24 protein-coding genes are annotated in these 24,684 nt (G+C 66.0%); 10 read left to right on the forward strand and 14 right to left on the reverse strand.

Translation table 11 applies throughout. The annotated features are described in order from the left end of the window. The first annotated feature begins 1 nt into the window (after window position 1). The 6 genes from BW38_RS09060 (at window position 2) to BW38_RS09035 (ending at window position 6,505) form a co-directional block, all read left to right on the forward strand. Complete coding sequence (locus BW38_RS09060) at window positions 2-724, forward strand: ABC transporter ATP-binding protein (protein WP_032976565.1); 723 nt, start codon at window positions 2-4, stop codon at window positions 722-724. Window positions 725-734: 10 nt separating this feature from the next. Next, window positions 735-2,039, forward strand: coding sequence for an ABC transporter permease (locus tag BW38_RS09055; RefSeq protein WP_025877340.1), 1,305 nt, complete (start codon window positions 735-737; stop codon window positions 2,037-2,039). A 21-nt stretch (window positions 2,040-2,060) separates the two neighbouring features. After that, the gene (locus BW38_RS09050; RefSeq protein WP_032976566.1) at window positions 2,061-3,275 is read left to right on the forward strand and encodes an FtsX-like permease family protein; all 1,215 of its coding nucleotides are present in this window, start codon (window positions 2,061-2,063) and stop codon (window positions 3,273-3,275) included. A gap of 1 nt (window position 3,276) precedes the next feature. Then, entirely contained in the window at window positions 3,277-3,660 is a 384-nt protein-coding gene (locus BW38_RS09045) for a PDZ domain-containing protein (protein WP_032976567.1), read from the forward strand. A 140-nt stretch (window positions 3,661-3,800) separates the two neighbouring features. Further along, window positions 3,801-5,147: a sigma-54 dependent transcriptional regulator gene (locus BW38_RS09040; protein WP_025877345.1), complete on the forward strand. Its 1,347-nt coding sequence runs from the start codon at window positions 3,801-3,803 to the stop codon at window positions 5,145-5,147. Beyond that, on the forward strand, window positions 5,144-6,505 hold the full coding sequence (locus tag BW38_RS09035) for an ATP-binding protein (protein ID WP_025877347.1): 1,362 nt from the start codon (window positions 5,144-5,146) through the stop codon (window positions 6,503-6,505). Before BW38_RS09040 ends, BW38_RS09035 begins: the two co-directional genes overlap by 4 nt. A 55-nt stretch (window positions 6,506-6,560) precedes the next feature. Here BW38_RS09035 and BW38_RS09030 read toward each other — a convergent pair whose 3' ends face one another. Both BW38_RS09030 and glmU read right to left on the reverse strand, forming a co-directional pair. After that, complete coding sequence (locus BW38_RS09030; RefSeq protein ID WP_032976568.1) at window positions 6,561-7,094, reverse strand: GNAT family N-acetyltransferase; 534 nt, start codon at window positions 7,092-7,094, stop codon at window positions 6,561-6,563. Beyond that, window positions 7,063-8,430 (reverse strand): bifunctional UDP-N-acetylglucosamine diphosphorylase/glucosamine-1-phosphate N-acetyltransferase GlmU, encoded by a 1,368-nt coding sequence (gene glmU, locus BW38_RS09025; RefSeq protein WP_032976569.1) that lies wholly within the window; start codon window positions 8,428-8,430, stop codon window positions 7,063-7,065. Before glmU ends, BW38_RS09030 begins: the two co-directional genes overlap by 32 nt. Window positions 8,431-8,509: 79 nt before the next feature. Between glmU and BW38_RS09020 the strand changes: the two genes are divergently transcribed. Next, window positions 8,510-8,893: a GtrA family protein gene (locus BW38_RS09020; RefSeq protein ID WP_032976570.1), complete on the forward strand. Its 384-nt coding sequence runs from the start codon at window positions 8,510-8,512 to the stop codon at window positions 8,891-8,893. A 77-nt stretch (window positions 8,894-8,970) separates the two neighbouring features. Here the strand turns inward: BW38_RS09020 and BW38_RS09015 are convergent, their stop codons facing one another. From BW38_RS09015 to BW38_RS08975, 9 genes are all read right to left on the reverse strand, one after another. Beyond that, window positions 8,971-9,393: a F0F1 ATP synthase subunit epsilon gene (locus BW38_RS09015; protein WP_025877355.1), complete on the reverse strand. Its 423-nt coding sequence runs from the start codon at window positions 9,391-9,393 to the stop codon at window positions 8,971-8,973. A gap of 112 nt (window positions 9,394-9,505) precedes the next feature. Beyond that, window positions 9,506-10,912 carry a F0F1 ATP synthase subunit beta gene (atpD, locus tag BW38_RS09010; RefSeq protein WP_025877357.1) on the reverse strand — a complete coding sequence of 469 codons (1,407 nt, stop codon included), beginning with the start codon at window positions 10,910-10,912 and terminating at the stop codon, window positions 9,506-9,508. Between the two features lie 38 nt (window positions 10,913-10,950). Further along, window positions 10,951-11,814: a F0F1 ATP synthase subunit gamma gene (atpG, locus tag BW38_RS09005; RefSeq protein WP_025877359.1), complete on the reverse strand. Its 864-nt coding sequence runs from the start codon at window positions 11,812-11,814 to the stop codon at window positions 10,951-10,953. Window positions 11,815-11,909: 95 nt separating this feature from the next. After that, window positions 11,910-13,457, reverse strand: coding sequence for a F0F1 ATP synthase subunit alpha (atpA, locus tag BW38_RS09000; protein WP_025877361.1), 1,548 nt, complete (start codon window positions 13,455-13,457; stop codon window positions 11,910-11,912). A 44-nt stretch (window positions 13,458-13,501) separates the two neighbouring features. Further along, a complete protein-coding gene (locus tag BW38_RS08995) occupies window positions 13,502-14,029 on the reverse strand; it encodes a F0F1 ATP synthase subunit delta (protein ID WP_025877363.1) in 528 nt (175 codons plus the stop codon). Between the two features lie 2 nt (window positions 14,030-14,031). After that, on the reverse strand, window positions 14,032-14,502 hold the full coding sequence (locus BW38_RS08990; protein ID WP_025877365.1) for a F0F1 ATP synthase subunit B: 471 nt from the start codon (window positions 14,500-14,502) through the stop codon (window positions 14,032-14,034). A 114-nt stretch (window positions 14,503-14,616) separates the two neighbouring features. After that, a complete protein-coding gene (gene atpE / locus BW38_RS08985) occupies window positions 14,617-14,919 on the reverse strand; it encodes a F0F1 ATP synthase subunit C (RefSeq protein WP_025877367.1) in 303 nt (100 codons plus the stop codon). Between the two features lie 64 nt (window positions 14,920-14,983). Beyond that, complete coding sequence (gene atpB / locus BW38_RS08980) at window positions 14,984-15,772, reverse strand: F0F1 ATP synthase subunit A (RefSeq protein ID WP_025877369.1); 789 nt, start codon at window positions 15,770-15,772, stop codon at window positions 14,984-14,986. A 31-nt stretch (window positions 15,773-15,803) separates the two neighbouring features. Then, on the reverse strand, window positions 15,804-16,136 hold the full coding sequence (locus BW38_RS08975; protein ID WP_032952006.1) for a hypothetical protein: 333 nt from the start codon (window positions 16,134-16,136) through the stop codon (window positions 15,804-15,806). Between the two features lie 497 nt (window positions 16,137-16,633). Here BW38_RS08975 and BW38_RS08970 point away from each other — a divergent pair, with 497 nt between their 5' ends. Beyond that, complete coding sequence (locus BW38_RS08970; protein WP_025877373.1) at window positions 16,634-17,452, forward strand: hypothetical protein; 819 nt, start codon at window positions 16,634-16,636, stop codon at window positions 17,450-17,452. Window positions 17,453-17,913: 461 nt separating this feature from the next. Here the strand turns inward: BW38_RS08970 and lpdA are convergent, their stop codons facing one another. From lpdA to BW38_RS08955, 3 genes are all read right to left on the reverse strand, one after another. Next, window positions 17,914-19,722: a dihydrolipoyl dehydrogenase gene (gene lpdA, locus BW38_RS08965; protein ID WP_032976571.1), complete on the reverse strand. Its 1,809-nt coding sequence runs from the start codon at window positions 19,720-19,722 to the stop codon at window positions 17,914-17,916. Between the two features lie 107 nt (window positions 19,723-19,829). Beyond that, window positions 19,830-21,560, reverse strand: coding sequence for a dihydrolipoyllysine-residue acetyltransferase (aceF, locus tag BW38_RS08960; RefSeq protein WP_032976572.1), 1,731 nt, complete (start codon window positions 21,558-21,560; stop codon window positions 19,830-19,832). Between the two features lie 113 nt (window positions 21,561-21,673). Beyond that, complete coding sequence (locus BW38_RS08955) at window positions 21,674-22,243, reverse strand: DNA-deoxyinosine glycosylase (RefSeq protein WP_051585033.1); 570 nt, start codon at window positions 22,241-22,243, stop codon at window positions 21,674-21,676. Window positions 22,244-22,429: 186 nt separating this feature from the next. Here BW38_RS08955 and BW38_RS08950 point away from each other — a divergent pair, with 186 nt between their 5' ends. Next, complete coding sequence (locus BW38_RS08950) at window positions 22,430-23,065, forward strand: OmpW family outer membrane protein (RefSeq protein WP_025877381.1); 636 nt, start codon at window positions 22,430-22,432, stop codon at window positions 23,063-23,065. 120 nt (window positions 23,066-23,185) lie between these two features. Next, window positions 23,186-24,670 carry a glycerol-3-phosphate dehydrogenase gene (glpD, locus tag BW38_RS08945; protein WP_032976573.1) on the forward strand — a complete coding sequence of 495 codons (1,485 nt, stop codon included), beginning with the start codon at window positions 23,186-23,188 and terminating at the stop codon, window positions 24,668-24,670. The last annotated feature ends 14 nt before the right edge of the window (window positions 24,671-24,684 follow it).

Genomic DNA, 24,684 nt, shown 5'->3' on the forward strand with positions numbered 1-24,684 from the left:
CATGTACATGCTCGAAATGCGTTCGGTCGCCAAGGTCTTCCGTACCGAACAGGTGGAAACCCACGCGCTGCGTTCACTGGAACTGCAGGTCAAGGAAGGCGAGTTCGTCGCCGTCACCGGTCCGTCCGGCTCCGGCAAGACCACCTTCCTCAACATCGCCGGCCTGCTGGAAACCTTCACCAGCGGCACCTACATGCTTGATGGCCAGGACGTCAGCAAGCTCGGCGATGATGCCCGCAGCCGCCTGCGCAACCAGAAGATCGGCTTCATCTTCCAGGGCTTCAACCTGATTCCGGACCTCAACCTGTTCGACAACGTGGACGTGCCGCTGCGCTACCGCAAGATGAGCGCCGGCGAGCGCCGCGAGCGCATCGAAAAGGCGCTGAGCCAGGTCGGCCTGGGCTCGCGCATGAAGCACTACCCGAACGAACTCTCCGGCGGCCAGCAGCAGCGCGCGGCGATCGCCCGTGCCCTGGCCGGCAGCCCGCGCCTGCTGCTGGCCGACGAACCGACCGGCAACCTGGACACGCAGATGGCGCGCGGGGTGATGGAACTGCTGGAGGAGATCAACGCCGCCGGCACCACCATCGTGATGGTCACCCACGACCCGGAACTGGCCGCACGCGCGCAGCGCAACGTGCACATCGTCGACGGCCAGGTCACCGACCTGGTGCGCGAGCCGGTGCTGGCCACCCCGCGTCGCATCGTCGCCGTCAACGAGTGAGGGCACGACCATGTTCGCCTACTACGCCCGACTGGCGGTACGCAGCTTCCGCCGCAACAAGGTACTGACCGCGCTGATGGTGGTGGCCATCGCGCTGGGCATCGGTGCTTCGATGACCACCCTGACCGTGTTCCACGTGCTGTCCGGCGACCCGATCCCTGACAAGAGCGACCGCCTGTTCTACGTGCAGGTCGATCCGCGCCCGCGCTCGGGTTACCTGACCGGCGAAGAGCCGGAGACCCAGATGACCCGCTTCGATGCCGAGACGCTGCTGCGCGAGAAGCGTGGCGAGCGCCAGGCGATGATGAGTGCCGGTGACGCGACCATCGAGCCGGAAGGCAGCACGTTGAAGCCGTTCAACATCGACACCCGCTGGACATCGGCTGACTTCTTCCCGATGTTCAATGTGCCGATGCTGTATGGCCGTGCCTGGACGGCCAGCGACGATGACGGTCGCTCCCGCGTGGTGGTGCTGTCCAAGGTGATCAACGACAAGCTGTTCCAGGGAGCGGACAGTGTCGGCCGTGAGATCCGTGCCGATGGCCATTCGCTGCGGGTGATCGGGGTGATGGATACCTGGAATCCGGAACCGCACTTCTTCGACCTGACCGTTGGCAACTACGGCCGCGAAGAGGACCTGATGATGCCGCTGTCCACCGCAATGGACCTCAAGCTCGGCAGCAACGGCAACATGAACTGCTTCCGCGACGGCGCACCCGATGACGACAGCAATTCGATCAACGCGCCATGCACCTGGATCCAGTACTGGGTGGAGCTTGACCCGTCCAAGGCCGAGGACTATCGCCGCTACCTGGTGAACTACTCGGACCAGCAGCGGGCTGCCGGCCGCTTCGAGCGCCCGGCCAACGTGCGCCTGCGCACCGTGATGGAGTGGCTGACCTTCAACAACGCGGTACCCAGCGACGTGCGCCTGCAGATGTGGCTGGCGCTGGGTTTCCTCGGTGTCTGCCTGGTCAACACGGTCGGCCTGCTGCTGGCCAAGTTCCTGCGCCGCAGCGGTGAGATCGGCGTGCGCCGCGCACTGGGTGCCAGCCGCGGGCAGATCTTCCTGCAGTGCCTGGTCGAGGCGGGCGCGGTGGGCGTGGTCGGCGGCGTGCTCGGCATCGGCCTGGCACTGCTGGGCCTGTATGCAGTGCGCCAGCAGCCGGTGGACTACGCCAAGCTGGCCCACCTCGACGGCAGCATGCTGCTGCTCGCCCTCGGCCTGACCCTGCTGGCCAGCATTGCTGCCGGCTTCCTGCCCGCCTGGCGTGCGATGCAGGTCACCCCGGCCATCCAGCTCAAGTCGCAGTAAGCACCAGAACGAGGACTTCCCATGGACATCCGCCCCATCCTCAGCACCCTGCGCCGGCACAAGACCGCAGCCGCATTGATCGTGCTGGAAATCGCCCTGACCTGCGCCATCGTCTGCAATGCCCTGTTCCTGGTCACCCAGCGCGTGGAAAAGATCAGCCAGCCCAGCGGCCTGGCCGAGAACGAACTGGTCATGGTCCGGGTCAGCGGCATCGGCAAGCAGACCAACGCCATGGCCCGCACCAACGAAGACCTGGCATCGCTGCGCGCGATCCCCGGCGTGACCAGCGTGGCCAAGGTCAACCAGCTGCCGTTCCGCCGCAATTCGAGCAACACCAGCATCTCGCGCGAGCGTGACCAGGAACGGCCGACAGCCTTCGTGTCGCAGTACATGGTTGGCGAGAACGCGTTGTCCACGCTCGGCCTGCAGCTGGTCGCCGGCCGCGACTTCCAGCTCAGCGAGTACATCGACCTGGAAGAAGCACAGAAGAATCCGAAGCCCGACCGCGCCGCACCGGTGATCATCAACCAGCAGGTCGCCGCCAAGATGTACCCGGACCAGAGTGCGCTGGGCAAGACCTTCTACATGGGCAACCAGGCCCTGCATGTGGTTGGTGTGGTCGCCCATCTGGCCACCCCCACCGACTACAACGACAACAGCACCCTGTCGATGATCCTGCCGGTACGTACCGACTTCACCCGCGGCCCGTACATGCTGCGCACCTCACCGGAACGCCGCGATGAAGTGCTGAAGGGTGCGCTGGCCGCGCTGGAGCACAACGACCCCAACCGCTTGGTGCGCGAGAAGCTGACCTACCAGGAACAGCGTGCCGACTACTTCAAGAACGACCGCTCGATGGTCGGCCTGCTGGTGACGGTCTGCGTGGCGCTGCTGGTTGTCACCGCCCTGGGCATCGTCGGCCTGGCCAGCTTCTGGGTGCAGCAGCGCAGCAAGCAGATCGGCATCCGCCGCGCATTGGGCGCCACCCGCGGGCAGATCCTGCGCTATTTCCAGACCGAGAACTTCCTGCTGGCCACGCTGGGCATCGTGCTGGGCATGCTGGCGGCGTACGCCATCAACCTGGCCCTGATGAACATGTACGAGCTGCCGCGCATGCCGCTGCTGTACCTGCCGCTGGGCGCAGCGCTGCTGTGGCTGCTGGGGCAGATCGCCGTGTTCGGCCCGGCCCGCCGCGCCGTTGCGGTGCCCCCGGCCGTCGCCACGCGGGGGGCGTGAGATGCGCGCCAGCCTGCTGGTGCTGTTGCTGGCCCTGCCGCTGCCGGTACTCGCCGGCAGCAGCAGCGCGCAGACGCTGGAGTGGCGACAGGACGATGCGCGGCTGGCGCTGCGCTCGACCGAAGGCGTGGTGAGGGTGGATGCGGCCAGCCCGGAGCCGCGCTTCGGCGTGCGCCATGGCGACCGCATCCTGCGCGTGGACGACTCGCCGGTGCGGCAGATCGAACAGCTCGCCGACGCAGTACGGGCGGCATCGACGCCCACCGTCTACCTGCTGCTGCGCCGCGATGGCCGGATGCTCACGGTACCGGTGGCGGTGTCGGCGTGGCGGGCGGCGCTGAACCCGCCAGCACCCCCGCCACCGCCGCCCCCGCCACGGCGCTGAGTCCGGACGCCCCTGCGCTACCGCTGGTTTCGCTATATTGCAGAGCGGCCCGGTAGCGCCGGGCCATGCCCGGCGGTTCCAGCCGCTGCAACTGCACCCGCCCCGCCGGGCATGGCCCGGCGCTACCCTCTTTGCGACCCATGCCTGCGATCCTGATCATCGACGACAACGCCAGCGTGGGAACCGCGCTGGACGTGCTGTTCTCCCTGCACGACATCGACACCCTGCTGGCGCAGAGCCCGGCCGAAGGGCTGGCGCTGCTGGAATCGCAGCCGGTGGACCTGGTGATCCAGGACATGAACTTCAGCGAGGACACCACCTCCGGTGAGGAGGGCGAGGCGCTGTTCGCACAGATCCGCGAACGCCACCCCGATCTGCCGGTGATCCTGCTGACGGCCTGGACCCACCTGAGCAGCGCGGTGGACCTGGTCAAGGCCGGTGCCGCCGACTACCTGGCCAAGCCCTGGGATGACCGCAAGCTGCTGACCACGGTCAACAACCTGCTGGAATTGTCCGAAGCGCGGCGCGAGCTGGACCAGCGACGCCAGCGCGAACAGCGCCAGCGGCATGCGCTGGAAGACAAGTACGCGTTGTGTGGCGCAGTGTTCGCCGACCCCGCCAGCGAGCGGGTGATCGCCCTGGCCTGCCAGGTCGCGCGCTCGGAGCTGCCGGTACTGATCACCGGCCCCAATGGCGCGGGCAAGGAGAAGATCGCGCAGATCATCCAGGCCAACTCGCTGGTGGCCAAGGGCCCGTTCGTGGCGGTGAACTGCGGCGCCCTGCCCTCCGAACTGATCGAGGCCGAACTGTTCGGCGCCGAGGCCGGCGCCTATACCGGCGCCAACAAGGCGCGCGAAGGCAAGTTCGAGGCAGCTGACGGCGGCACGCTGTTCCTGGATGAGATCGGCAACCTGTCGCTGGGTGGGCAGATGAAGCTGCTGCGCGTGCTGGAGACGGGACGTTTCGAACGCCTGGGCTCCAACCGCGAACGCCAGGTCAAGGTGCGCGTGGTCAGCGCGACCAATGCCGACCTGCCGGCGATGATCCGCGAAGGTACGTTCCGCGAAGACCTGTACTACCGGCTCAACACGGTGGAACTGACGCTGCCGCCGTTGGCCGACCGCCCCGGCGACATCGTGCCGCTGGCCGAGCATTTCCTCAGCATTGGCAAGCCACTGTCCAGCACGGCGGCCACCGCACTGCAGCGTCACCTGTGGCCGGGCAACGTGCGCGAGCTGCGCAACGTGATCCAGCGTGCCGAGCTGCTGGCCACCGGCAACCGCATCGAAGTGGCCGATCTCAACCTGCCGCGTGCACCTGCTGCACCGCGCCCGACGCCAAGCGCCGGCAATGATCCCGATCGCGCACGCATCGAAGAAGTGCTGGCGCGCAACCACGGCGTCATCGCACAGGCGGCCAACGAGCTTGGACTGAGCCGGCAGGCGCTGTACCGGCGCATGGACCGTCACGGCATCCCACGCGAATGAAGCGACGCTCCTTCACCTTCCGCCTGTTCCTGCGCCTGCTGCCGGTGCTGGCGCTGGCTGCCGCGCTGCCGTGGCTGCTGGCCTACTGGATGGACCATGGCTGGGTGGTGACCACGGTCTCCACGATCATCCTGCTGTCATTGATGTGGTGGACGCTGCGCCGCGCCACCGCACCGGTGCGCTCGTTGATGCGGGCGCTGTCCGGGACCACCAGCAGCTACCGCGACGGTGAGTACAACTTCGGCATCTACTGGCCCGGCAATGACGAACTGGGCGATCTGGTGCAGGCACACCGCGAGCTGGGGGAAGTGCTGCGCGCACAACGCCAGGGCCTCGTGCAGCGCGAACTGCTGCTGGATACCATGGTGCAGAACACCCCGGTGGCGATGCTGCTGATCGCCGCCGGTGGCGATGGCATTTCCCGCGTGGTGTTCTCCAACCTGGCCGCGCGCAAGCTGCTGCACAGCGGCTGGAAGCTGGAAGGCCAGCGCATGGAAGACGTGCTCGAGCAGCTGCCGGTGGAACTGCGCGATGCCATCGGCCGCGGCGGCGACAGCCTGTTTGCGGTGAAGTCGGAAAGCGAAGACGGCGTGGAAGGCGACGAGGACGACGAACAGGTCTATCACCTGTCGCGGCGCGCGTTCCAGCTCAACGGCCGCCCGCATGACCTGCTGCTGGTACGCCAGCTCACTGCCGAACTGCGCCGGCAGGAAGTACAGACCTGGAAGAAGGTGATCCGGGTGATCAGCCACGAACTCAACAACTCGCTGGCGCCGATCGCATCGCTGGCGCACTCCGGCGGCGAACTGGTCAAGCGCGAACGCTTCGACCGGCTGCCGGAGATCTTCACCACCATCGAAGACCGCGCCCGCCACCTGGAAGGCTTCATCCGAGGCTACGCGCGTTTCGCCAAGCTGCCGCAGCCGCAGCTGCAGACCGTGCACTGGGCGCCGTTCCTGTCCAGCCTGTGCCAGCAGATTCCGTTCACGATGGAGCGTGCACCTGACGAGGAACTGAGCAGCCGGATCGACATCGCCCAGTTCGGCCAGGCCCTGCTCAACCTGCTGAAGAATGCACACGAGGCCTGCGCCGAAGCCGATCCGCCCAACGACGACGTGCAGGTGCAGCTGACCCGGCTGCCGCAGTGGCTGCGGCTGGATGTGCTGGACCGCGGCAAGGGCATGAACGAGCAGGTGCTGCAGAATGCGCTGATGCCGTTCTATTCGACCAAGCGCAACGGCACCGGGCTGGGGCTGGCCCTCACCCGCGAGATCGTCGAGGCGCACGGTGGTCGCGTGTCACTGCAGAACCGCACCGAGGGCGGGCTGTGTGTGTCGATCCTGTTGCCGGTGGGGTAGGTTTGTTCTTCCTTCCTCTGTTGATTGCCTTCAGCAATCAACAGGAGAAGCAAAACTAAAGCACCCGCCGCATCGCCACCCGCAGGTGCATCGGGAATCCCAACGCGGCTTCCTCGGCCATCACCCCTCGCAGGCCCGCGCTCCACTCTGGCTCCGGCAGCAGGGTGAATCCTTCGCTGGCATAGAACGCCGCATTCCACGGTACATCGGACAACGTGGTCAGCACCGCCGCCGGATAGCCAAGCACCTTGGCCTCGGCGAGTACGTGCTGCAGCAACGCCCGTCCGTAGCCACGGCGAGCATGATTGGGATCCACATCCATCTGCAGCACATGGAAATCGCCGTCGAGCGTACCGCCCAGCAGATAGCCGGCGATGCCGCCATCGGCGCCTTCGATGATCCACAACAGGCCACGCCGCAGTCCGGCCTGCAACGTGGGAAGGTCCAGTCCATGGCCGGCGAACACCGGGTACGCCTCGTGCCCGCGCAGCAGTTCACCCGCACGCTGTTCGATGCGGGGCAGCGCACTCAGTTCATCGACGCGCGGTGGCCTCGGCTCAGCTTTTCTTGATGGGGCGCTGCCAGCCATCGATGGTTTCCTGGCGCGCACGGGCTACGGTCAGCTTGCCGTCCGGCGCAGTGCGGGTGATGACCGAACCGGCAGCAATCGTCGCGCCTTCACCGATCAGCACCGGCGCCACCAGCGAACTGTTGGAGCCGATGAAAGCGTTGTCGCCGATGGTGGTGGTCGACTTGTTCACGCCGTCGTAGTTGCAGGTGATGGTGCCCGCGCCGATGTTGACCTTGCTGCCGATCACCGCGTCGCCCAGATAGGTGAGGTGGTTGGCCTTGCTGCCCACTCCCAGGGTGACCTTCTTGGTTTCCACGAAGTTGCCCACGTGCACGCCATCAGCCAGCACGGTGCCCGGGCGCAGGCGCGCGAACGGGCCGATCTGGGCCGCCCCCTCGCTGATCACGCCTTCCACATCGCAGTGCGCACGCACTTCGGTGCCCGCGCCGAGTGTGACGTCCTTCAGCCGGGTGAACGGGCCGATGGTCACGCCATCGCCGAGCACCACCTTGCCTTCAAGAATCACATCGACATCGATCATCACGTCGCTGCCGACGACCACCTCACCACGGATATCGACCCGCGCCGGATCGCGCACGCGCGCGCCCTGGATGCACAGCGCGCGCACCGCGCGCCGTTGCCAGGCCCGTTCCAGCTGCGAGAGCTGCCACGGATCGTTCGCGCCTTCGGCGTCCTGCGCATCGGCCACCAGGGCCATCTCCGCCGGAGTGAACTCGCGGGCGGCAAAGGCGAATACATCGGTCAGGTAGTACTCGCCCTGCGCGTTGCTGTTGGACAGCTGCGACAGCCAGCGGCGGAGCGCCGTCGATTCGGCAGTGATGATGCCGGTGTTGATGATGCGCACCCGGCGCTGTTCGTCATCGGCGTCCTTCTGCTCGACGATCGCCCCGACCTTGCCTTCGGCATCGCGCAGCACGCGACCATAGCCGGTGGGATCGTCGACATCGGCCACCAGCACGGCCAGCCGGCCCGGCTGGGCCAGCAGGTCGCGCAGGGTCTGCGCACGGATCAACGGCACATCGCCGTACAGCACCAGCACCTGGGCGGCGTCGGGCACCTCCGGCATGGCCTGGGCAACGGCGTGACCGGTACCCAGCTGCTGCGCTTGTTCCGCCCACAACAGGTCCGGCTGGTCAGCGAAGTAGCTCCGCACCTGATCCCCGCCGTGGCCGTACACCACGTGGATGGCGGCCGGCTGCAGTTCGCGCGCGGTGGCGATCACATGCGCCAGCATCGGTTGCCCGGCAATCGGCTGCAGCACCTTGGGCAGCACCGACTTCATGCGCTTGCCGGCGCCAGCGGCGAGGATGATCACGTGCAGGGGTTGGGTCATGCGGGCGGTCCACGATTCGATGGCGGTGATTCTAGAACGGGGGCCGTTAACATGGAGCCCCCACCATGACCCCGGCACCATGAGCCTGCTCCGCCAAGGCCGTTCCTATCTCGTCATCGGCCTGCTGCAGTTGCTGCTGGACTGGGCGGTGTTCGTGCTGGCGACGGCGGCCGGCATGCCGGCTGCGCCCGGCAACGTCTGCGGACGCATGGCCGGCATGCTGCTGGGTTTCTGGCTCAATGGACGCATCACCTTCGCCGACGCCAACGGGCAGCGCCTGGGCTGGCGCCGCTTCGCACGATTCCTGCCGCTGTGGCTGCTGCTGACCGCGGCCAGCACGCTGCTGGTGGCCGCCGCCGACCATGCGCTGGGCCTGCGGTACGCCTGGCTGGCAAAGCCGCTGGTGGAAGCGGGCCTGGCGGTGGTGTCTTTCCTGCTGCTGCGCCATGTCGTGTACCGGTAACGGCGTTTCCCCTGCGTTGTCGACACATACAAAAACGCCGGCACTGGGCCGGCGTTCCTGCTTGATGGCGCTGGACCTCAGTGCTTGAGGGTCTTGCGCAGGCGCTCAAGCGCCTGCAGCTGAACGACGGCCTCTGCCAGCTTCTGCTGGGCTTCAGCCACTTCCATCGCTTCGCCGCGGTTGGCCAGGATGCGTTCGGCTTCTTCCTTGGCCTTGCGGACCGAGGCTTCGTCGATGTCCTGTGCGCGGATCGCGGTGTCGGCCAGCACGGTCACCACCTGCGGCTGCACTTCCAGGATGCCGCCGGAAATGGCGAAATCCAGCTGCTCGCCGCTCGGCGTGGTCACTACCACCTTGCCCGGCTTCAGGCGGGTGATCAGCGGTGCGTGCTTGGGCGCGATGCCCAGTTCGCCCAGCTCACCGGTGGCCACGACCAGGGTCGCTTCGCCACGGAAGATTTCCTGCTCGGCGCTGACGATGTCGCAACGGATGGTGCTCATGTAACTCTCTTCGCTAGGGGGCGGGTCGAACCCACCGCAGGGATTCCGCAGCGGTGGGCGCAGGCCCACCCCGTGTCACGGTCGGGACGGGCGTGTGCCCGTCCCCGCCGCATCAGGCCTTCTCGGCCATCTTCTTGGCCTTCTCGACCGCTTCTTCGATGCTGCCGACCATGTAGAACGCCTGCTCCGGCAGGTGGTCGTACTCGCCATCGACGATGGCCTTGAAGCCACGGATGGTGTCCTTCAGCGACACGTACTTGCCCGGCGAGCCGGTGAACACTTCGGCCACGTGGAACGGCTGGCTGAAGAAGCGCTCGATCTTGCGGGCGCGCGACACGGCCTGCTTGTCTTCTTCGGACAGTTCGTCCATGCCCAGGATGGCGATGATGTCCTTCAGTTCCTTGTACTTCTGCAGGGTCTGCTGGACGCGCTGGGCGGTGTCGTAGTGCTCGTGGCCGATGACCAGCGGGTCCATCTGGCGGCTGGTGGAGTCCAGCGGATCGACCGCCGGGTAGATACCCAGCGAAGCGATCGAACGCGACAGGGTCACGGTCGAGTCAAGGTGGGCGAAGGTGGTCGCCGGCGACGGATCGGTCAAGTCATCGGCCGGCACGTAGACGGCCTGGATCGAGGTGATCGAACCATTCTTGGTCGAGGTGATGCGCTCCTGCAGGACGCCCATTTCCTCGGCCAGGGTCGGCTGGTAACCCACTGCCGACGGCATACGACCCAGCAGTGCCGACACTTCGGTACCGGCCAGGGTGTAGCGGTAGATGTTGTCGACGAACAGCAGCACGTCCTTGCCCTTGCCGTTCTCGTCCTTCTCGTCGCGGAAGTACTCGGCCATGGTCAGGCCGGTCAGGGCGACGCGCAGACGGTTGCCCGGCGGCTCGTTCATCTGGCCGTACACCATCGCGACCTTGTCCAGGACGTTGGAGTCCTTCATCTCGTGGTAGAAGTCGTTGCCCTCACGGGTACGCTCACCCACGCCGGCGAACACGGACAGACCGCTGTGCGCCTTGGCGATGTTGTTGATCAGTTCCATCATGTTGACGGTCTTGCCGACGCCGGCGCCGCCGAACAGGCCGACCTTGCCGCCCTTGGCGAACGGGCACATCAGGTCGATGACCTTGATGCCGGTTTCCAGCAGCTCGGTGGCCGGGGACTGGTCTTCATACGACGGAGCAGCGCGGTGGATTTCCCAGGTGTCGCTGGAGGCGACCGGACCGGCTTCGTCGATCGGGCGGCCGAGCACGTCCATGATGCGGCCCAGGGTGCCAGCGCCGACCGGCACGGAGATGCCGCGGCCGGTGTTGGTGGCCACCAGGTTGCGCTTCAGGCCATCGGTGGAGCCCAGCGCGATGCAGCGGACCACGCCGTCACCGAGCTGCTGCTGCACTTCCAGGGTGATTTCGGTGTTGTCCACCTTCAGCGCGTGGTACACCTTCGGCACCGACTCGCGGGGGAATTCGACGTCGACGACGGCGCCGATGATCTGAACGATCTTGCCCTGACTCATTGCTGCATCCTCTAAATGTGTGCTTTTAACGAACGCGGTCAGACTGCTGCCGCGCCGCCGACGATTTCGGAGATTTCCTGGGTGATCGCTGCCTGGCGGGCCTTGTTGTAGACCAGCTGCAGGGTTCCGATCAGCTTGTTGGCGTTGTCACTGGCCGACTTCATCGCCACCATGCGCGCGGCATGCTCGGAAGCGACGTTTTCCAGCAGCGCCTGGTACACCAGCGACTCGATGTAACGCGTCATCACGTGCTCGAGCACGGTCGCGGCATCGGGTTCGTACAGGTAGTCCCAGTCGTGGTGCGCAACCTGCTTCTCAGCGGCCGGCAGCGGCAGCAGCTGATCGAAGCTGGCCTTCTGCGTCATCGTGTTGACGAAGCGGTTGTAGACCAGGTACACGCGGTCGACCTTGCCTTCGGTGAAGGCGTCGAGCATGACCTTGATCACACCGATCAGCGATTCCAGCTTCGGCGTGTCGCCGATGTGGGTCACCGTGCCGACCATGTTCACCTTGACCCGGCGGAAGAAGGTCGATGCCTTCTGGCCGATGGTCACCAGGTCCACTTCGGCGCCCTTGTCCTGCCAGGCCTTGGCTTCGCCAAGCATCCTGCGGAACAGGTTGTTGTTGAGGCCGCCGGCCAGACCGCGATCGGAGGAGATCACGATGAAACCGACCCGCTTGACCTGCTCACGCTCGACCAGGAACGGATGCTGGTAGTCGGTGCTGGCCTGCGCCAGGTGGCCGATCACCTGCTTCATCGCCTGCGCGTACGGACGCGAGGTCTTCATCCGATCCTGCGCCTTGCGGATCTTGGAGGCCGAGACCATTTCCAGGGCGCGCGTCACCTTGCGGGTGTTCTGCACGCTCTTGATCTTGGTTTTGATTTCGCGTCCGCTTGCCATCTTTTATTCCCGTGGCGCGGGGCCGGGGCCCCGCGTTGTTCAACCGTTTGATCGTCTGGTCCAGCGGAGCATCGCTCCGCTCTACAGGACCTCGATTACCAGCTGCCGGTGGTCTTGAACTCGACGATGCCCTTCTTGAAGGCACCTTCGATGTCGTTGTCCCAACCGCCGGTGGCGTTGACCTTGCCGATCAGTTCGCCCTGGGTGTTGGCGAAATGCGCGTGCAGGCCTTCTTCGAACGCCAGCAGCTTGCTGACCGGCACGTCGTCGAGGTAACCCTCGTTGACGGCGTAGATCGACAGCGCCTGGTTGGCGATCGACATCGGCGCGTACTGCTTCTGCTTCATCAGCTCGGTGACGCGCTGGCCGCGCTCAAGCTGCTTGCGGGTGGCTTCGTCCAGGTCCGAGGCGAACTGCGCGAACGCAGCCAGCTCGCGGTACTGGGCCAGCGAGATACGGATGCCGCCGGACAGCTTCTTGATGATCTTGGTCTGCGCCGAACCACCGACGCGCGACACCGAGATACCGGCGTTCACGGCCGGGCGGATGCCGGCGTTGAACAGATCGGTTTCCAGGAAGATCTGGCCGTCGGTGATCGAGATCACGTTGGTCGGAACGAACGCGGAAACGTCGCCGGCCTGGGTCTCGATGATCGGCAGCGCGGTCAGCGAACCGGTCTTGCCGGTCACCGCACCGTTGGTGAACTTCTCGACGTACTCTTCGGACACGCGGGCAGCGCGCTCGAGCAGACGGGAGTGCAGGTAGAACACGTCACCCGGGTAGGCTTCACGGCCCGGCGGGCGCTTCAGCAGCAGCGAGATCTGGCGGTAGGCCACGGCCTGCTTGGACAGATCGTCGTACACGATCAGCGCGTCTTCGCCGCGGTCCATGAAGTACTCGCCCATGGTGCAGCCCGAGTAGGCGCTGATGTACTGCATCGCGGCCGATTCGGACGCGGTGGCAGCCACCACGATGGTGTGCGCCAGGGCGCCGTTCTCTTCCAGCTTGCGCACGATGTTGGCAACGGTCGAAGCCTTCTGGCCGATCGCTACGTACACGCACTTGATGCCGGTGCCCTTCTGGTTGATCACCGCATCGATGGCCAGTGCGGTCTTGCCGGTCTGGCGGTCACCGATGACCAGCTCGCGCTGGCCACGGCCGATCGGGATCATCGAGTCGACCGACTTGTAACCGGTCTGCACCGGCTGGTCGACCGACTTGCGCCAGATCACGCCCGGAGCAACGCGCTCCACCGGAGCGGTCAGCTGGGTGGCCAGCGGGCCCTTGCCGTCGATCGGCTCGCCGAGCGCGTTGACGACGCGGCCCAGCAGTTCCGGACCGACCGGCACTTCCAGGATGCGGCCGGTGGTCTTGGCGACGTCACCTTCGCGCACGTTCTCGTAGCCACCCAGGACCACGGCGCCGACCGAGTCGCGCTCCAGGTTCAGGGCCAGGGCAAAAGTGTTGTTCGGCAGTTCGATCATTTCGCCCTGCATCACGTCGGCCAGACCGAAGATGCGCACGATGCCGTCGGACACGCTGGTCACGGTGCCTTCGTTGCGCGATTCCGCGGCCAGCTTGACCTTCTCGATGCGGTTCTTGATCAGTTCGCTGATTTCGGAGGGGTTGAGCGTGGTTGCCATCGTCAAGTCCTAGTGCCGGCAGCGGGGCCGGACGTTAAATGAATTCAGTTAGCGAGCGCGGTCTGCAGACGGGCCAGCTTGCCCTTCAGCGAACCATCGATGACCACGTCGCCGGCGTCGATCACAGCGCCGCCGATCAGCGAGGCGTCGACCGCGGTGGCCACTTCGACCTCGCGGTTGAAGCGCTTGCGCAGCGCGGCCTTGATCGCGTCCAGCTCGGCAACCGACAGCTCGGCCGCGGAGGTCACCGTGGCCTTGACCACGTGCTCGGCCTCGGCGCGCAGGGCGTCGAACATGCCGGCGATCTCCGGCAGCAGCGGCAGACGATGCGACTCGGCAAGCACAGCCAGGAAGCGCGAGTAGGTCTCGCCGCGGGACTCCGGCGCCAGCAGGGCGATGGCGTCATCGCGACCCAGCTCCGGGTTGGCGAGCAGGGCCGCCACGCGCGGGTCGGCGGCGACGTGGGCGGAGAACGCCAAAGCGTCCGACCACGGCGCGAACGCGCCTTCGTCACGCGCGGTCGCGAAGGCGGCGCGGGCGTACGGGCGGGCAAGCGTGAGGGCCTGGCTCATCCTTAAATCTCCGAGGCCAGCTCGTCGAGCAGCGCCTTGTGGGCGTTGGCGTCGATTTCGCGCTTGAGCAGCTTTTCGGCACCGGTCACGGCCAGCGCGGACACCTGCTTGCGCAGATCTTCACGGGCACGGTTGGCGGCGGCGTCGATTTCGGCCTGGGCCAGGTCCTTCTGACGGGTGGCTTCGGCAACAGCTTCGTTGCGGGCCGCGTCGACGATCTGGTTGGCACGCGCGTGGGCCTGGTCGATGATCTCGTTGGCCTTGGTGCGGGCTTCCTTCAGCGCTTCATTGACCTTGTCCTGCGCCTGGGCCAGATCTTTCTGGCTGCGGTCGGCAGCAGCGAGGCCTTCAGCGATCTTCTGCTGGCGCTCTTCGATCGCGTTCATCAGCGGCGGCCAGATCTTGGTCGCGATGAGCCAGATCAGGGCGGCAAAGGCCAGGGCCTGGGCGATGAGGGTAAAACCGATATCCATGGGGTTCGCTCAGTCGGTTGTGACGGGATGGATGCGCCGCCACACGGGCGGCGCCTCCGAACCTTCATCCGCGACCAGGCGCCTGCGGCGCCCGGTCGTTTCACTTTCGCTGGATCAGCCAGCGATTGCCGGCAGGCGCGAGACGAACTCGCCGACCAGCGGGTTGGCGAAGGCGAACAGCAGGCCCACGGCGACCGAGATGATGAAGGCGGCGTCGATCAGGCCGGCGGTGATGAACATGCGGACCTGCAGGACCGGGATCAGTTCCGGCTGGCGCGCGGCCGACTCCAGGAACTTACCGGCCATGATGGCCAGACCCAGACCGGCGCCCAGCGCGGCCAGGCCGATCATGATGCCGACGGCGAGGACGGTGGAGCTCTGAACTTGGGCGAGATTGGTCAGGACGGCGAAGTACATGGTTTTCTCCAGGAACTTGATTGCTAAGGGTTTAGAAACAAACGGATGAAGGGTGAAGCGAAACTCAGTGAGCGTCTTCCGACAGGCTCAGGTACACGATGGACAGCATCATGAAGATGAAGGCCTGCAGCGGGATCACCAGCAGGTGGAACAGCATCCAGCCGAAGCCGGCGAACGCGCCTGCAAACATGCCGGCGATACCTGCACCGCCCAGCACCCAGATCAGCAGGAACACGATTTCACCGCCGAACATGTTGCCGAACAGTCGCATCGCCAGCGAAATCGGCTTGCTCAGCCACTCGACGATGTTCAGGATCAGGTTGAACGGCATCATCCACTTGCCGAACGGTGCGGTCAGGAATTCCTTGGTGAAACCACCAATACCCTTGGCGCGCAACGCGAAGAACAGCATCAGGAAGAACACGCTGATCGACATGCCCAGGGTGGCATTGACGTCAGCGGTGGGGACCGGCTTCCAGTACGGCACGCCCATCAGTTCGAGCGGCTTGGCGATGAAGTCGGCCGGGATCATCTTGATGAGGTTCATCAGGAGGATCCAGAAGAAGATCGTGATCGCGATCGGGGTCACCAGCTTGCTGGTGCCGTGATAGGTGTCCTTGGCCTGGCGGTCAACGAACTCCAGGCAGATCTCGACGAATGCCTGCCACTTGCCCGGCACGCCGGAGGTGGCCTTGCGGGTCGCCATCCAGAAGGCGACGACCATCACCAGGCCCATCAGCAGCGAGGTTACCAGCGTGTCCACGTGGATCGCCCACGGGGTGCCATGACCTGCAGTCAGATTGTGCAGGTGATGCTGGATGTAGGAGGTGGGTGTAAGCGCCTCGCCTGCCATGTGTCCGGAACCTTAAGTTAAATGAATTCGATTAGCGCCTGGCCATGGCCAGGACCTGGAACATCAGCCCGACGGCGATACCGGCCAACAGCGCCAGTGCAGGCAGCTTGAAGACCAGGAACCCCACCATCAGGACACCAAAAACGAGCGCCCACTTGGCCACGATCGCAACGATCAGGCGTGCCATGGCCGAACCGGCCCCCAGCGCACCACCACCCAGCGCCATCCGTGCCGCCACCCAACCACCGGCCGAAACCGCCACACCGGATGCCAGGGCACCAAGGGCATACTTCGGCCCCACCAGCAGGAAGGCCAGAGCCAGGACAGCCACCGCGGCCAGCGGGTAGACCGCGGCGCGCAGCATCAGTCGCCGACCCGTTTCTACGGAGTTCAGCACAGGACGTCCCGCGTGGTTACAAGTGGATGGCTGAGGCGACTACAGCAGGGGGGGCCTCATCGAGCCGCCAAATTATAGCAATGGGACAATTTGCGAGACAACCGCTGCCTGTTCATATCGGAACAGCGCAAGTTGCGGTAAGGGCTGCGGTTTTGCAGCCCACCACGGGGACAATGCCATCTGCGCGATGTTGCGGTGCAGCGCATTGAACTTTGGTCGCAGGCGGCGGAACTTTCCGCCGACGGCAGTGGTCCCATCTTCCGACCTGCCTGCAGCTACCTCGTCGACGCTTCGCCTGCAGGTCCCCATGATGGCCCCGAAGCGCCGCTCCGGGGCCATCTTTTCGCAGGGCGCTGACAGCGCTGAACCGTCCACATCGCGTGGACCATACCTTCACGAATGGTGGACAGCGACGTCCGGCAAAGTGGCCTTCATTCCGATGAACCACTGCAAGGACTCTTTCGATGCGCTCCGTCCCCACCCTGCTCGCCCTCTCGCTTCTCGCCGCCGGCGCGTCGTTCGCCTCCTCCGCCCATGCCGCCGAAGGCGATGACCGCTTCGCCCTGCGCCTGGGTGCGATGAACATCGACTCGGACAACACCCTGCGCGGCAACACCAATGTCGCCGGCCAGGACATCGGCTTCTCCGAGGACTTCAAGCTGGGTGGCAAGGAATGGGAGCCGCGCATCGACGGCATGTTCCGCATCAGCAACCGCCAGCGCCTGCTGTTCAACTACTTCAAGTACGACAAGGACCGCCGCGAGACGCTTGGCCAGGACATTTCCTTCGGCAACGTCAACGTGCCGGCCGACAGCTTCGTCAAGGCCGAGCTGAAGTACCAGGTGGCCAGCCTGGTGTATGACTACTCGGTGGTGGACACCGAGAAGTTCGATCTCGGCCTGCAGCTGGGTGCCGAATACGCCAAGGTCAGCACCAAGGGCTACGCCGACCTGGGCACGGTGTATGAAGGCCAGTTCCTGGACGAGAAGACCGACGGTGTGGCGCCGGTGGTCGGTGCACGCCTGAGCTTCACCCCGTCCGAAAAGTGGATGATCACCCTGCAGGGCCAGTACCTCAACACGCGCTGGGGCAGCTTCGACGACTACAAGGGTGACCTCAGCCGCGCCAACGCGATCGTCGATTACCGCTTCACCCAGAACTTCGGCGTGTTCGCCGGCTACGACTGGTTCAAGCTGGATGCGGACAAGAAGGGCAGCGACGGCACCATCGGCCTGAAGCAGGAATTCAAGGGCCCGGTGGCGGGTATCAGCGTCACCTTCTAAACCCTGCTCCCCTTCCACAGCATTCTCTCTCCTGGCGCGGCCTCCGGAACATCGGGGGCCGCGTTTTTTTGTGGCTTCCTGGCAGAAGAGCAGAAGCGGGTTGGTCGAGCGCTGGAGGGAGAGGGGGCGGGGTGCGAATGTCCCCCGGCGCCGGCCTGCGGCCGTCACCTCCTCCTATACTTCGCACCCAGCCCCCTCTCCCTCCGCGTGTCAGGCATCCAGGCAGCCGCTGCGGTGGGAGTGGTTGTGGCTTCCGCCTTCCGCAAGCCGAGCCGCTGCGCGGGCGGCAGGCGTTTCGACAAAGTAAAGGAGGAGGCGACCGCCGAAGGCGGGCGACGGGGGACATTTGTCGAAATGCCTGCCGCCCGCGCAGCGGCCCTACAGCTCGCAAAAATCCGGAACGGAGAAACAAAAAAACCCCGGCAATGCCGGGGCTTTTTGTTCGGGAAGGCGCGGGCGCCTTATTTCTTCTTCGGCATGTACAGATCGGTGATCGTGCCGTCGTAGATTTCCGAGGCCATCGCCACCGACTCGCTCAGCGTCGGGTGCGCATGGATGGTGTGGCCGATATCCTCGGCCTCGGCACCCATCTCGATCGCCAGGCCGATCTCGGCCAGCAGGTCCCCGGCGTGCACGCCGACGATCGCACCGCCGATGATGCGGTGGCTGTCCTCGTCGAAGATCAGCTTGGTGAAGCCCTCGGTGCGACCGATGCCGATCGCGCGGCCGCTGGCGGCCCACGGGAACTTGGCCACGCCAACCTTCAGGCCCTTGGCCTTGGCTTCGGTCTCGGTGACGCCAACCCAGGCGATTTCCGGGTTGGTGTAGGCCACCGACGGAATCACCCGTGCCACCCACTCCTTCTTGTGCCCGGCAGCCACTTCGGCCGCCAGCTTGCCCTCGTGCGTGGCCTTGTGGGCCAGCATCGGGTTGCCGACGATGTCGCCGATGGCAAAGATGTGCGGCACGTTGGTGCGCATCTGCCGGTCGACCGGAATGAAGCCACGATCGGTCACCTGCACGCCGGCCTTTTCAGCATCGATCTTCCTGCCGTTCGGCGAACGACCCACGGCCACCAGCACGCGGTCGAAGGTGCCCTGCGCCAATGCCGGCGTCTGGCCTTCCTCGGCGGCTTCGAAGGTCACGGTGATGCCCTTGGCATCGGCGGTCACGCCGGAGGCCTTGGTCTTCAGGTGCACGTCAATGCCCTGCTTCTTCAGGCGGTCGGCCAGCGGCTTGACCAGGTCCTTGTCGGCGCCCGGCATCAGCTGGTCCATGAACTCGACCACGGTGACCTTGCTGCCCAGCGCGCCATACACGGTGGCCATTTCCAGGCCGATGATGCCACCACCGACGACCAGCAGCGAACCCGGCACTTCGGCCAGTTCCAGTGCGTCGGTGGAGTCCATCACGCGCTTGTCGTCCCACGGGAAGTTCGGCAGCTTCACCGCCTGCGAACCGGCGGCGATGATGCACTTCTGGAAGCGCAGCAACTGGGTGCTGCCGTCTTCAGCGGTGATCAGCAGCTCGTTGGCCGACACGAACGTACCAACGCCCTGCACATTGCGGACCTTGCGCTGCTTGGCCATGCCGGCCAGGCCCTTGGTCAGCTGGTTGACGACCTTTTCCTTGTACTGGCGCAGCTTGTCCAGGGTGATGGTCGGCTTGCCGAACTCGACGCCGAAATCACCGGCATGGGCGACTTCGTCGATCACCGCAGCGGCATGCAGCAGTGCCTTGGACGGAATGCAGCCCACGTTGAGGCAGACGCCGCCGAGGCTGGCGTAGCGCTCGACCAGCACCGTATCCAGGCCGACGTCGGCGGCGCGGAAGGCGGCGGTGTAGCCGCCCGGGCCCGAGCCCAGCACGACCATTTCGCACTCGATGTCGGCGGCCTTGCCACTGGCCAGTGCCGGCTTCGGTGCTGCAGGCTCGGCGGGGGCGCGGTGCGACGGCGTCACCGGCGGCTTGCTGGCCGGGGCGGCGGCCGCCGGGGCCGGCGCAGCGGCCTTGGCCGGCGCTTCAGCGGCGCCTTCGGTCTCCAGCAGCACGACGACCGCGCCTTCGGACAGCGTGTCGCCCAGCTTGACCTTGATTTCCTTGACCACGCCGGCTGCCGAGGACGGCACTTCCAGGGTCGCCTTGTCCGACTCCAGGGTCACCAGACCCTGGTCTTTCTTCACCGTATCGCCAACGGCGACCAGCACTTCGATCACCGGCACATCGCTGTAATCGCCGATGTCGGGAACCTTGATTTCAATCGTGGCCATGGTGGGTTTTCCTCGTGCCCGACCGGCGTGGCCGGCGGGCTGTCACTGCGTTTCGACAGGCGGCCGCGCCAGGGGCAGCGGCCGCACGGTGGGGGCGAAGCGGTGCCTTACAGCAGCACGCGGCGCATGTCGGCCAGCACCTGCGAGAGGTACGTGGTGAAGCGTGCGGCCAGGGCGCCATCGATGACGCGGTGGTCGTAGCTCAGCGACAGCGGCAGCATCAGCTTCGGTGCGAACTCCTTGCCATTCCAGACCGGCTGGATGGACGACTTGGAGACGCCGAGGATGGCCACTTCCGGGGCATTGACGATCGGGGTGAACGCGGTGCCGCCGATGCCGCCCAGCGAGCTGATCGAGAAGCAACCGCCGCTCATGTCGGCCGGGCCCAGCTTGCCGTCACGCGCCTTCTTGGCCAGCTCGCCGGTTTCCTGCGCGATCTGCACCACGCCCTTCTTGTCGACGTCGCGGATGACCGGAACGACCAGGCCGTTCGGGGTATCGGCAGCGAAACCGATGTTGAAGTACTTCTTCAGGGTCAGGTTCTCGCCGCTGGCATCGAGCGAGGCGTTGAACTCCGGGAACTTCTTCAGCGCCGCGGCGCTGGCCTTGATCAGGAAGGCGAGCATGGTCAGCTTGATGCCGGCCTTCTCGTTCTCCTTGTTCAGCGCCACGCGCAGGCCTTCCAGGTCGGTGATGTCGGCCTGCTCGAACTGGGTGACGTGCGGGATCATCGCCCAGTTGCGGGCCAGGTTCGCACCGGAGATCTTCTTGATGCGCGACAGCGGCTGCACTTCAACGTCGCCGAACTTGCTGAAATCAACCTTCGGCCACGGCAGCAGGTTGAGGCCACCGCCGGCAGCCACGGTGCCACCGGCAGCTGCCGGAGCGCCGCCGCTGAGCGCGGCCTTGACGAACTTCTGCACGTCGGCCTTGGTGATGCGGCCGCCCTTCTCGCTGCCACTGACCTGCAGCAGGTCGACACCGAGCTCACGGGCGAACACGCGCACCACCGGCGATGCGTAGGGCACCTTGGCCGGCAGCACGCCATCGGCGTTGAACTGTACCGGCGGGCTGGTCGGCGCGCCGGCCGAGGGGGCGCTGGCGATCTCGCGGGCGGCCAGCTTGTCCGGCTGGGCCGGCACGGCGACCGGCTCGACCTTGGTAGCGGTCTCGGCGGCGGCCGGGGCAGCAGCGGCGGCAGCCTTGCCCGGGGCCGGGGCGGCAGCGCCTTCGGCTTCGATGATGGCGACCACGTTGCCCTGCGACAGGTTGTCGCCGACCTTGACCTTGATCTCCTTGACCACGCCGGCGACCGACGACGGCACTTCCATGGTGGCCTTGTCGCTTTCCAGCGTGACCAGGCCCTGGTCCTTCTTCACCGTATCGCCCACGGCGACCAGCACTTCGATGACCGGAATGCCGCTGTAATCGCCGATATCCGGCACCAGGGCTTCCACCGCGCCGCCGCTGGCAGCGGGGGCGGCAGCAGCGGCCGGAGCGGGAGCGGCCTGGGTGGCAGCGGCCGGAGCAGCGGCCTTGGCCGGTGCGGGTGCAGCGGCGGGTGCAGCGGCAGCGGCCGGCTGGGCAGCCTCGCCGTCGGCCACTTCGATCAGTGCCACGACCTTGCCTTCGGACAGGCTGTCGCCCAGCTTGACCTTGATTTCCTTGACCACGCCGGCCACCGAGGACGGCACCTCCATGGTCGCTTTATCGCTTTCCAGCGTGACCAGGCCCTGGTCCTTCTTCACCGTATCGCCGACGGCAACAAGCACCTCGATTACCGGGATATCGCTGTAGTCACCGATATCGGGGACACGTGCTTCCTTGATTTCGGCCATGGGGAGAACTCCGGCAATCTGGTGTAGGGAAACGTCTATTGTGCGGCCAGCGGGAGCCAGCGCCAACCGTTACAGGTGTTTTCAGTACGCACGCAGCCGGGACACGCTGTTGCTCATGGCCCGCCGGCGCTTCCAGTCGGTAGCGTATTGTCCTGCCGATGTCCGCTTGATGTCGCCAGTGCGACGGCCACCGGCTGCCAGGCCTGGCGCAGGCGCGGCAAGGACCACGCTGCGTTGGCCGGACTGGTGGACGGCAGCGCCAGCACCTTGGCCGACGTGGCCAGCTGCGGCTGCACCCAGCGCTGGAAGGCCTGCATCGCCGCGCCACCGTTGCAGCCGATCAGCTGCAGGTCAGGCAGTGCGGCGATCAGTGCGGGAAGTGCATTGGCCACTTCCGTGCCACGCACGATGTCCGCATCCAGGCTTCCGCGTCGTTTGCAGCGGCCGATCACATCCCACAGGCCGACACCATTGGCTGCCAGCGCCTGCAGTCGCTGCGCGTACGGCATTGCCGGGTCGAAGCCGCACAGATCGCCGAGCAAGGGCCAGAAACGATTGCGCGGGTGCGCGTAGTAATGCTGTGCCTGCAACGAAGCGATACCGGGCATTGAACCCAGCAGCAACACCCGGCAATCCGCGTTCACCTGCGCAGGCAGGCCGATGCACAACGTTGCAGCGCTCACATCTTCTCCAACTGCATGAATATTCCAGGAGGACAGAAACCGCATGGAAACAGGGATTTCGCGCTGTTCGCTGAACAGTGCGAACTAATTTTTAACGCGCGTCGGATTCGATTCATGTTGGGGCGACTACGGTGTGCTCGCCCCGCAACCGGGGGCCCAAAACAAGAAACATTAGGAGATTCCCCCATGCGCTCCATCCGTATCCTGAGCCTCGCCCTGCTGACCTCCGCCGCGTTTGCACCGGCTGCCTTCGCGCAGGACAGCAGCACCACCGATACCGCCTCGGGCAAGCATTTTGCCGTGGTTGGCGGCGTCTCGCTGCTGCAGCCGAAGAATGACCCGATCGACGGCATCAAGAAGGTCGATGGCGGCCCGGCACCGACCGTCAGCTTCAGCTACTACATCAACGACAACTGGGCCGTTGAACTGTGGGGCGCTGCAGACAAGTTCGACCACAAGGTGAAGGGCCCGGGCAATGCCCGCCTCGGCAACGTCGAGCAGCAGCCGGTCGCGCTGAGCGGCCAGTACCACTTCGGCCAGGCTGACAACGTGTTCCGTCCGTTCGTGGGCGTGGGCTACTTCCAGTCGGCCTTCAGCAATGAAACCCTGGCCGACGGCAGCGACTCCGACATCCGCCTGAAGGACGCCAAGGGCGTGATCGGCACCGTCGGTGTGGACATGAACATCAACTCGACCTGGTTCGCCCGTGCCGACGCCCGCTACATGCGTTCGCGTCCGGACGTGAAGGTCGGCGGCGAGAAGATCGGCGAAGCGAAGATGGATCCGTGGACCGTCGGCTTCGGCATCGGCGCCCGCTTCTAAGCGCTTCTGCGTCATTGTTGTACCGCGACGGGCCCTTCGGGGCCCGTCGTCGTTTCCGTCACCCGGGTTCTGTAGAGTCGACTGACAGTCGAATCTACACAGAAGGGATGCGGAGGCGCGATGCACGAGGTCGACCTGCTGGTGATCGGCGCTGGCATCAACGGCGCCGGTATCGCCCGTGATGCCAGCGGCCGCGGCCTGAAGGTGCTGCTGTGCGAACAGCACGACCTGGCAGCACACACCTCCAGCGCCAGCAGCAAGCTGATCCATGGCGGACTGCGCTATCTGGAACAGGGCGAGTTCGGCCTGGTGCGCAAGGCGCTGGGCGAGCGCGAGGTGGTGCGTCGGCAGGCGCCGTTCCTGGTGCGGCCGCTGTGCTTCGTGCTTCCGTGGCAGCCGCACCTGCGCCCGCGCTGGATGCTGCGGCTCGGGCTCTGGCTGTACGACCATCTGGGCCGGCGCGGTCCCGCCTTTCCTGCGTCGCGCGCCGTGGATCTGCACGACGATCCACTCGGCGCGCTGCTGTCGCCACAGCTGCAGCACGCCTTCAGCTACGCCGACGCGCAGGTGGATGATGCGCGGCTGGTCATCCTCAACGCGCTCGATGCTGCGCAGCGGGGTGCATGCATCCTGACCGGCACGCGCTGCGTGGACCTGCAACGCGGGCACGGACGCTGGCACGCCGTACTGGAAAACGCCGCAGGCCATCAGCAGACCGTGCAGGCACAGGCGGTGGTCAACGCCGCAGGCCCCTGGGCCGGCGGTCTGCTGGAGCGCATGCACGCCCGCAGCGGCGGACCTGCGCTGCGCCTGGTCCAGGGCAGCCACATCGTGCTGCGCCGCGCCTGGCCGAACGACCGCGCCTGCCTGCTGCAGCAGCCCGACGGCCGTGTGGTGTTCCTGCTGCCCTTCCACGACCACCTGCTCATCGGCACCACCGACACCGACTATCGCGGCGACCCCGCACGCTGCAGTGTGCTGCCCGCGGAAGTGGACTACCTGTGCAGCGCTGCCAACGGCTACCTGCGCGATCCGGTCGCACCTGCCGAGGTGGTCTGGCAGTTTGCCGGCGTGCGCCCGTTGCTGGCCGACCCGGACCCGCGCGCGGCCAAACTGAGCCGTGACTATCGCCTGCAACTGGACGCCGACGGTGCGCCTGCGCTGCACGTGCTGGGCGGCAAGCTGACCACGTACCGGGTACTGGCCGAGGAGGCACTGGACCTGCTGCGCCCCTATCTGCCGCACGCCCGCCCCGCCTGGACGGCGGCAGGCGAGCCACTGCCCGGCAGCGACTGGGGCGATGCCGGGCAGGCACGGGAACAGCTTCGGCACCAGGCCCCCTGGCTGCCGGAGGCCACGCTGCGGCGCTGGGCCAGCGCCTATGGCAGTCGCAGCATCGATCTGCTGCACGGCGCACGCAGCCTGTTCGATCTGGGCGAAGACTTTGGCGCGGGCCTGCACGCACGCGAGGTGGCGTTCCTGTGCGACCACGAGTGGGCCCGCAGCGCCGAGGATGTACTGTGGCGGCGGAGCAAGCTGGGGCTGCAGATGGACGCGACACAGGCGGCACGGCTGCAGGCCTGGATGGATTCACGTCGCCGGTAATGCCGCGCGCGGCC

Origin of the sequence: Stenotrophomonas sp. RIT309, from assembly GCF_000632045.1 — a bacterium.
Taxonomy (GTDB): domain Bacteria; phylum Pseudomonadota; class Gammaproteobacteria; order Xanthomonadales; family Xanthomonadaceae; genus Stenotrophomonas; species Stenotrophomonas indicatrix.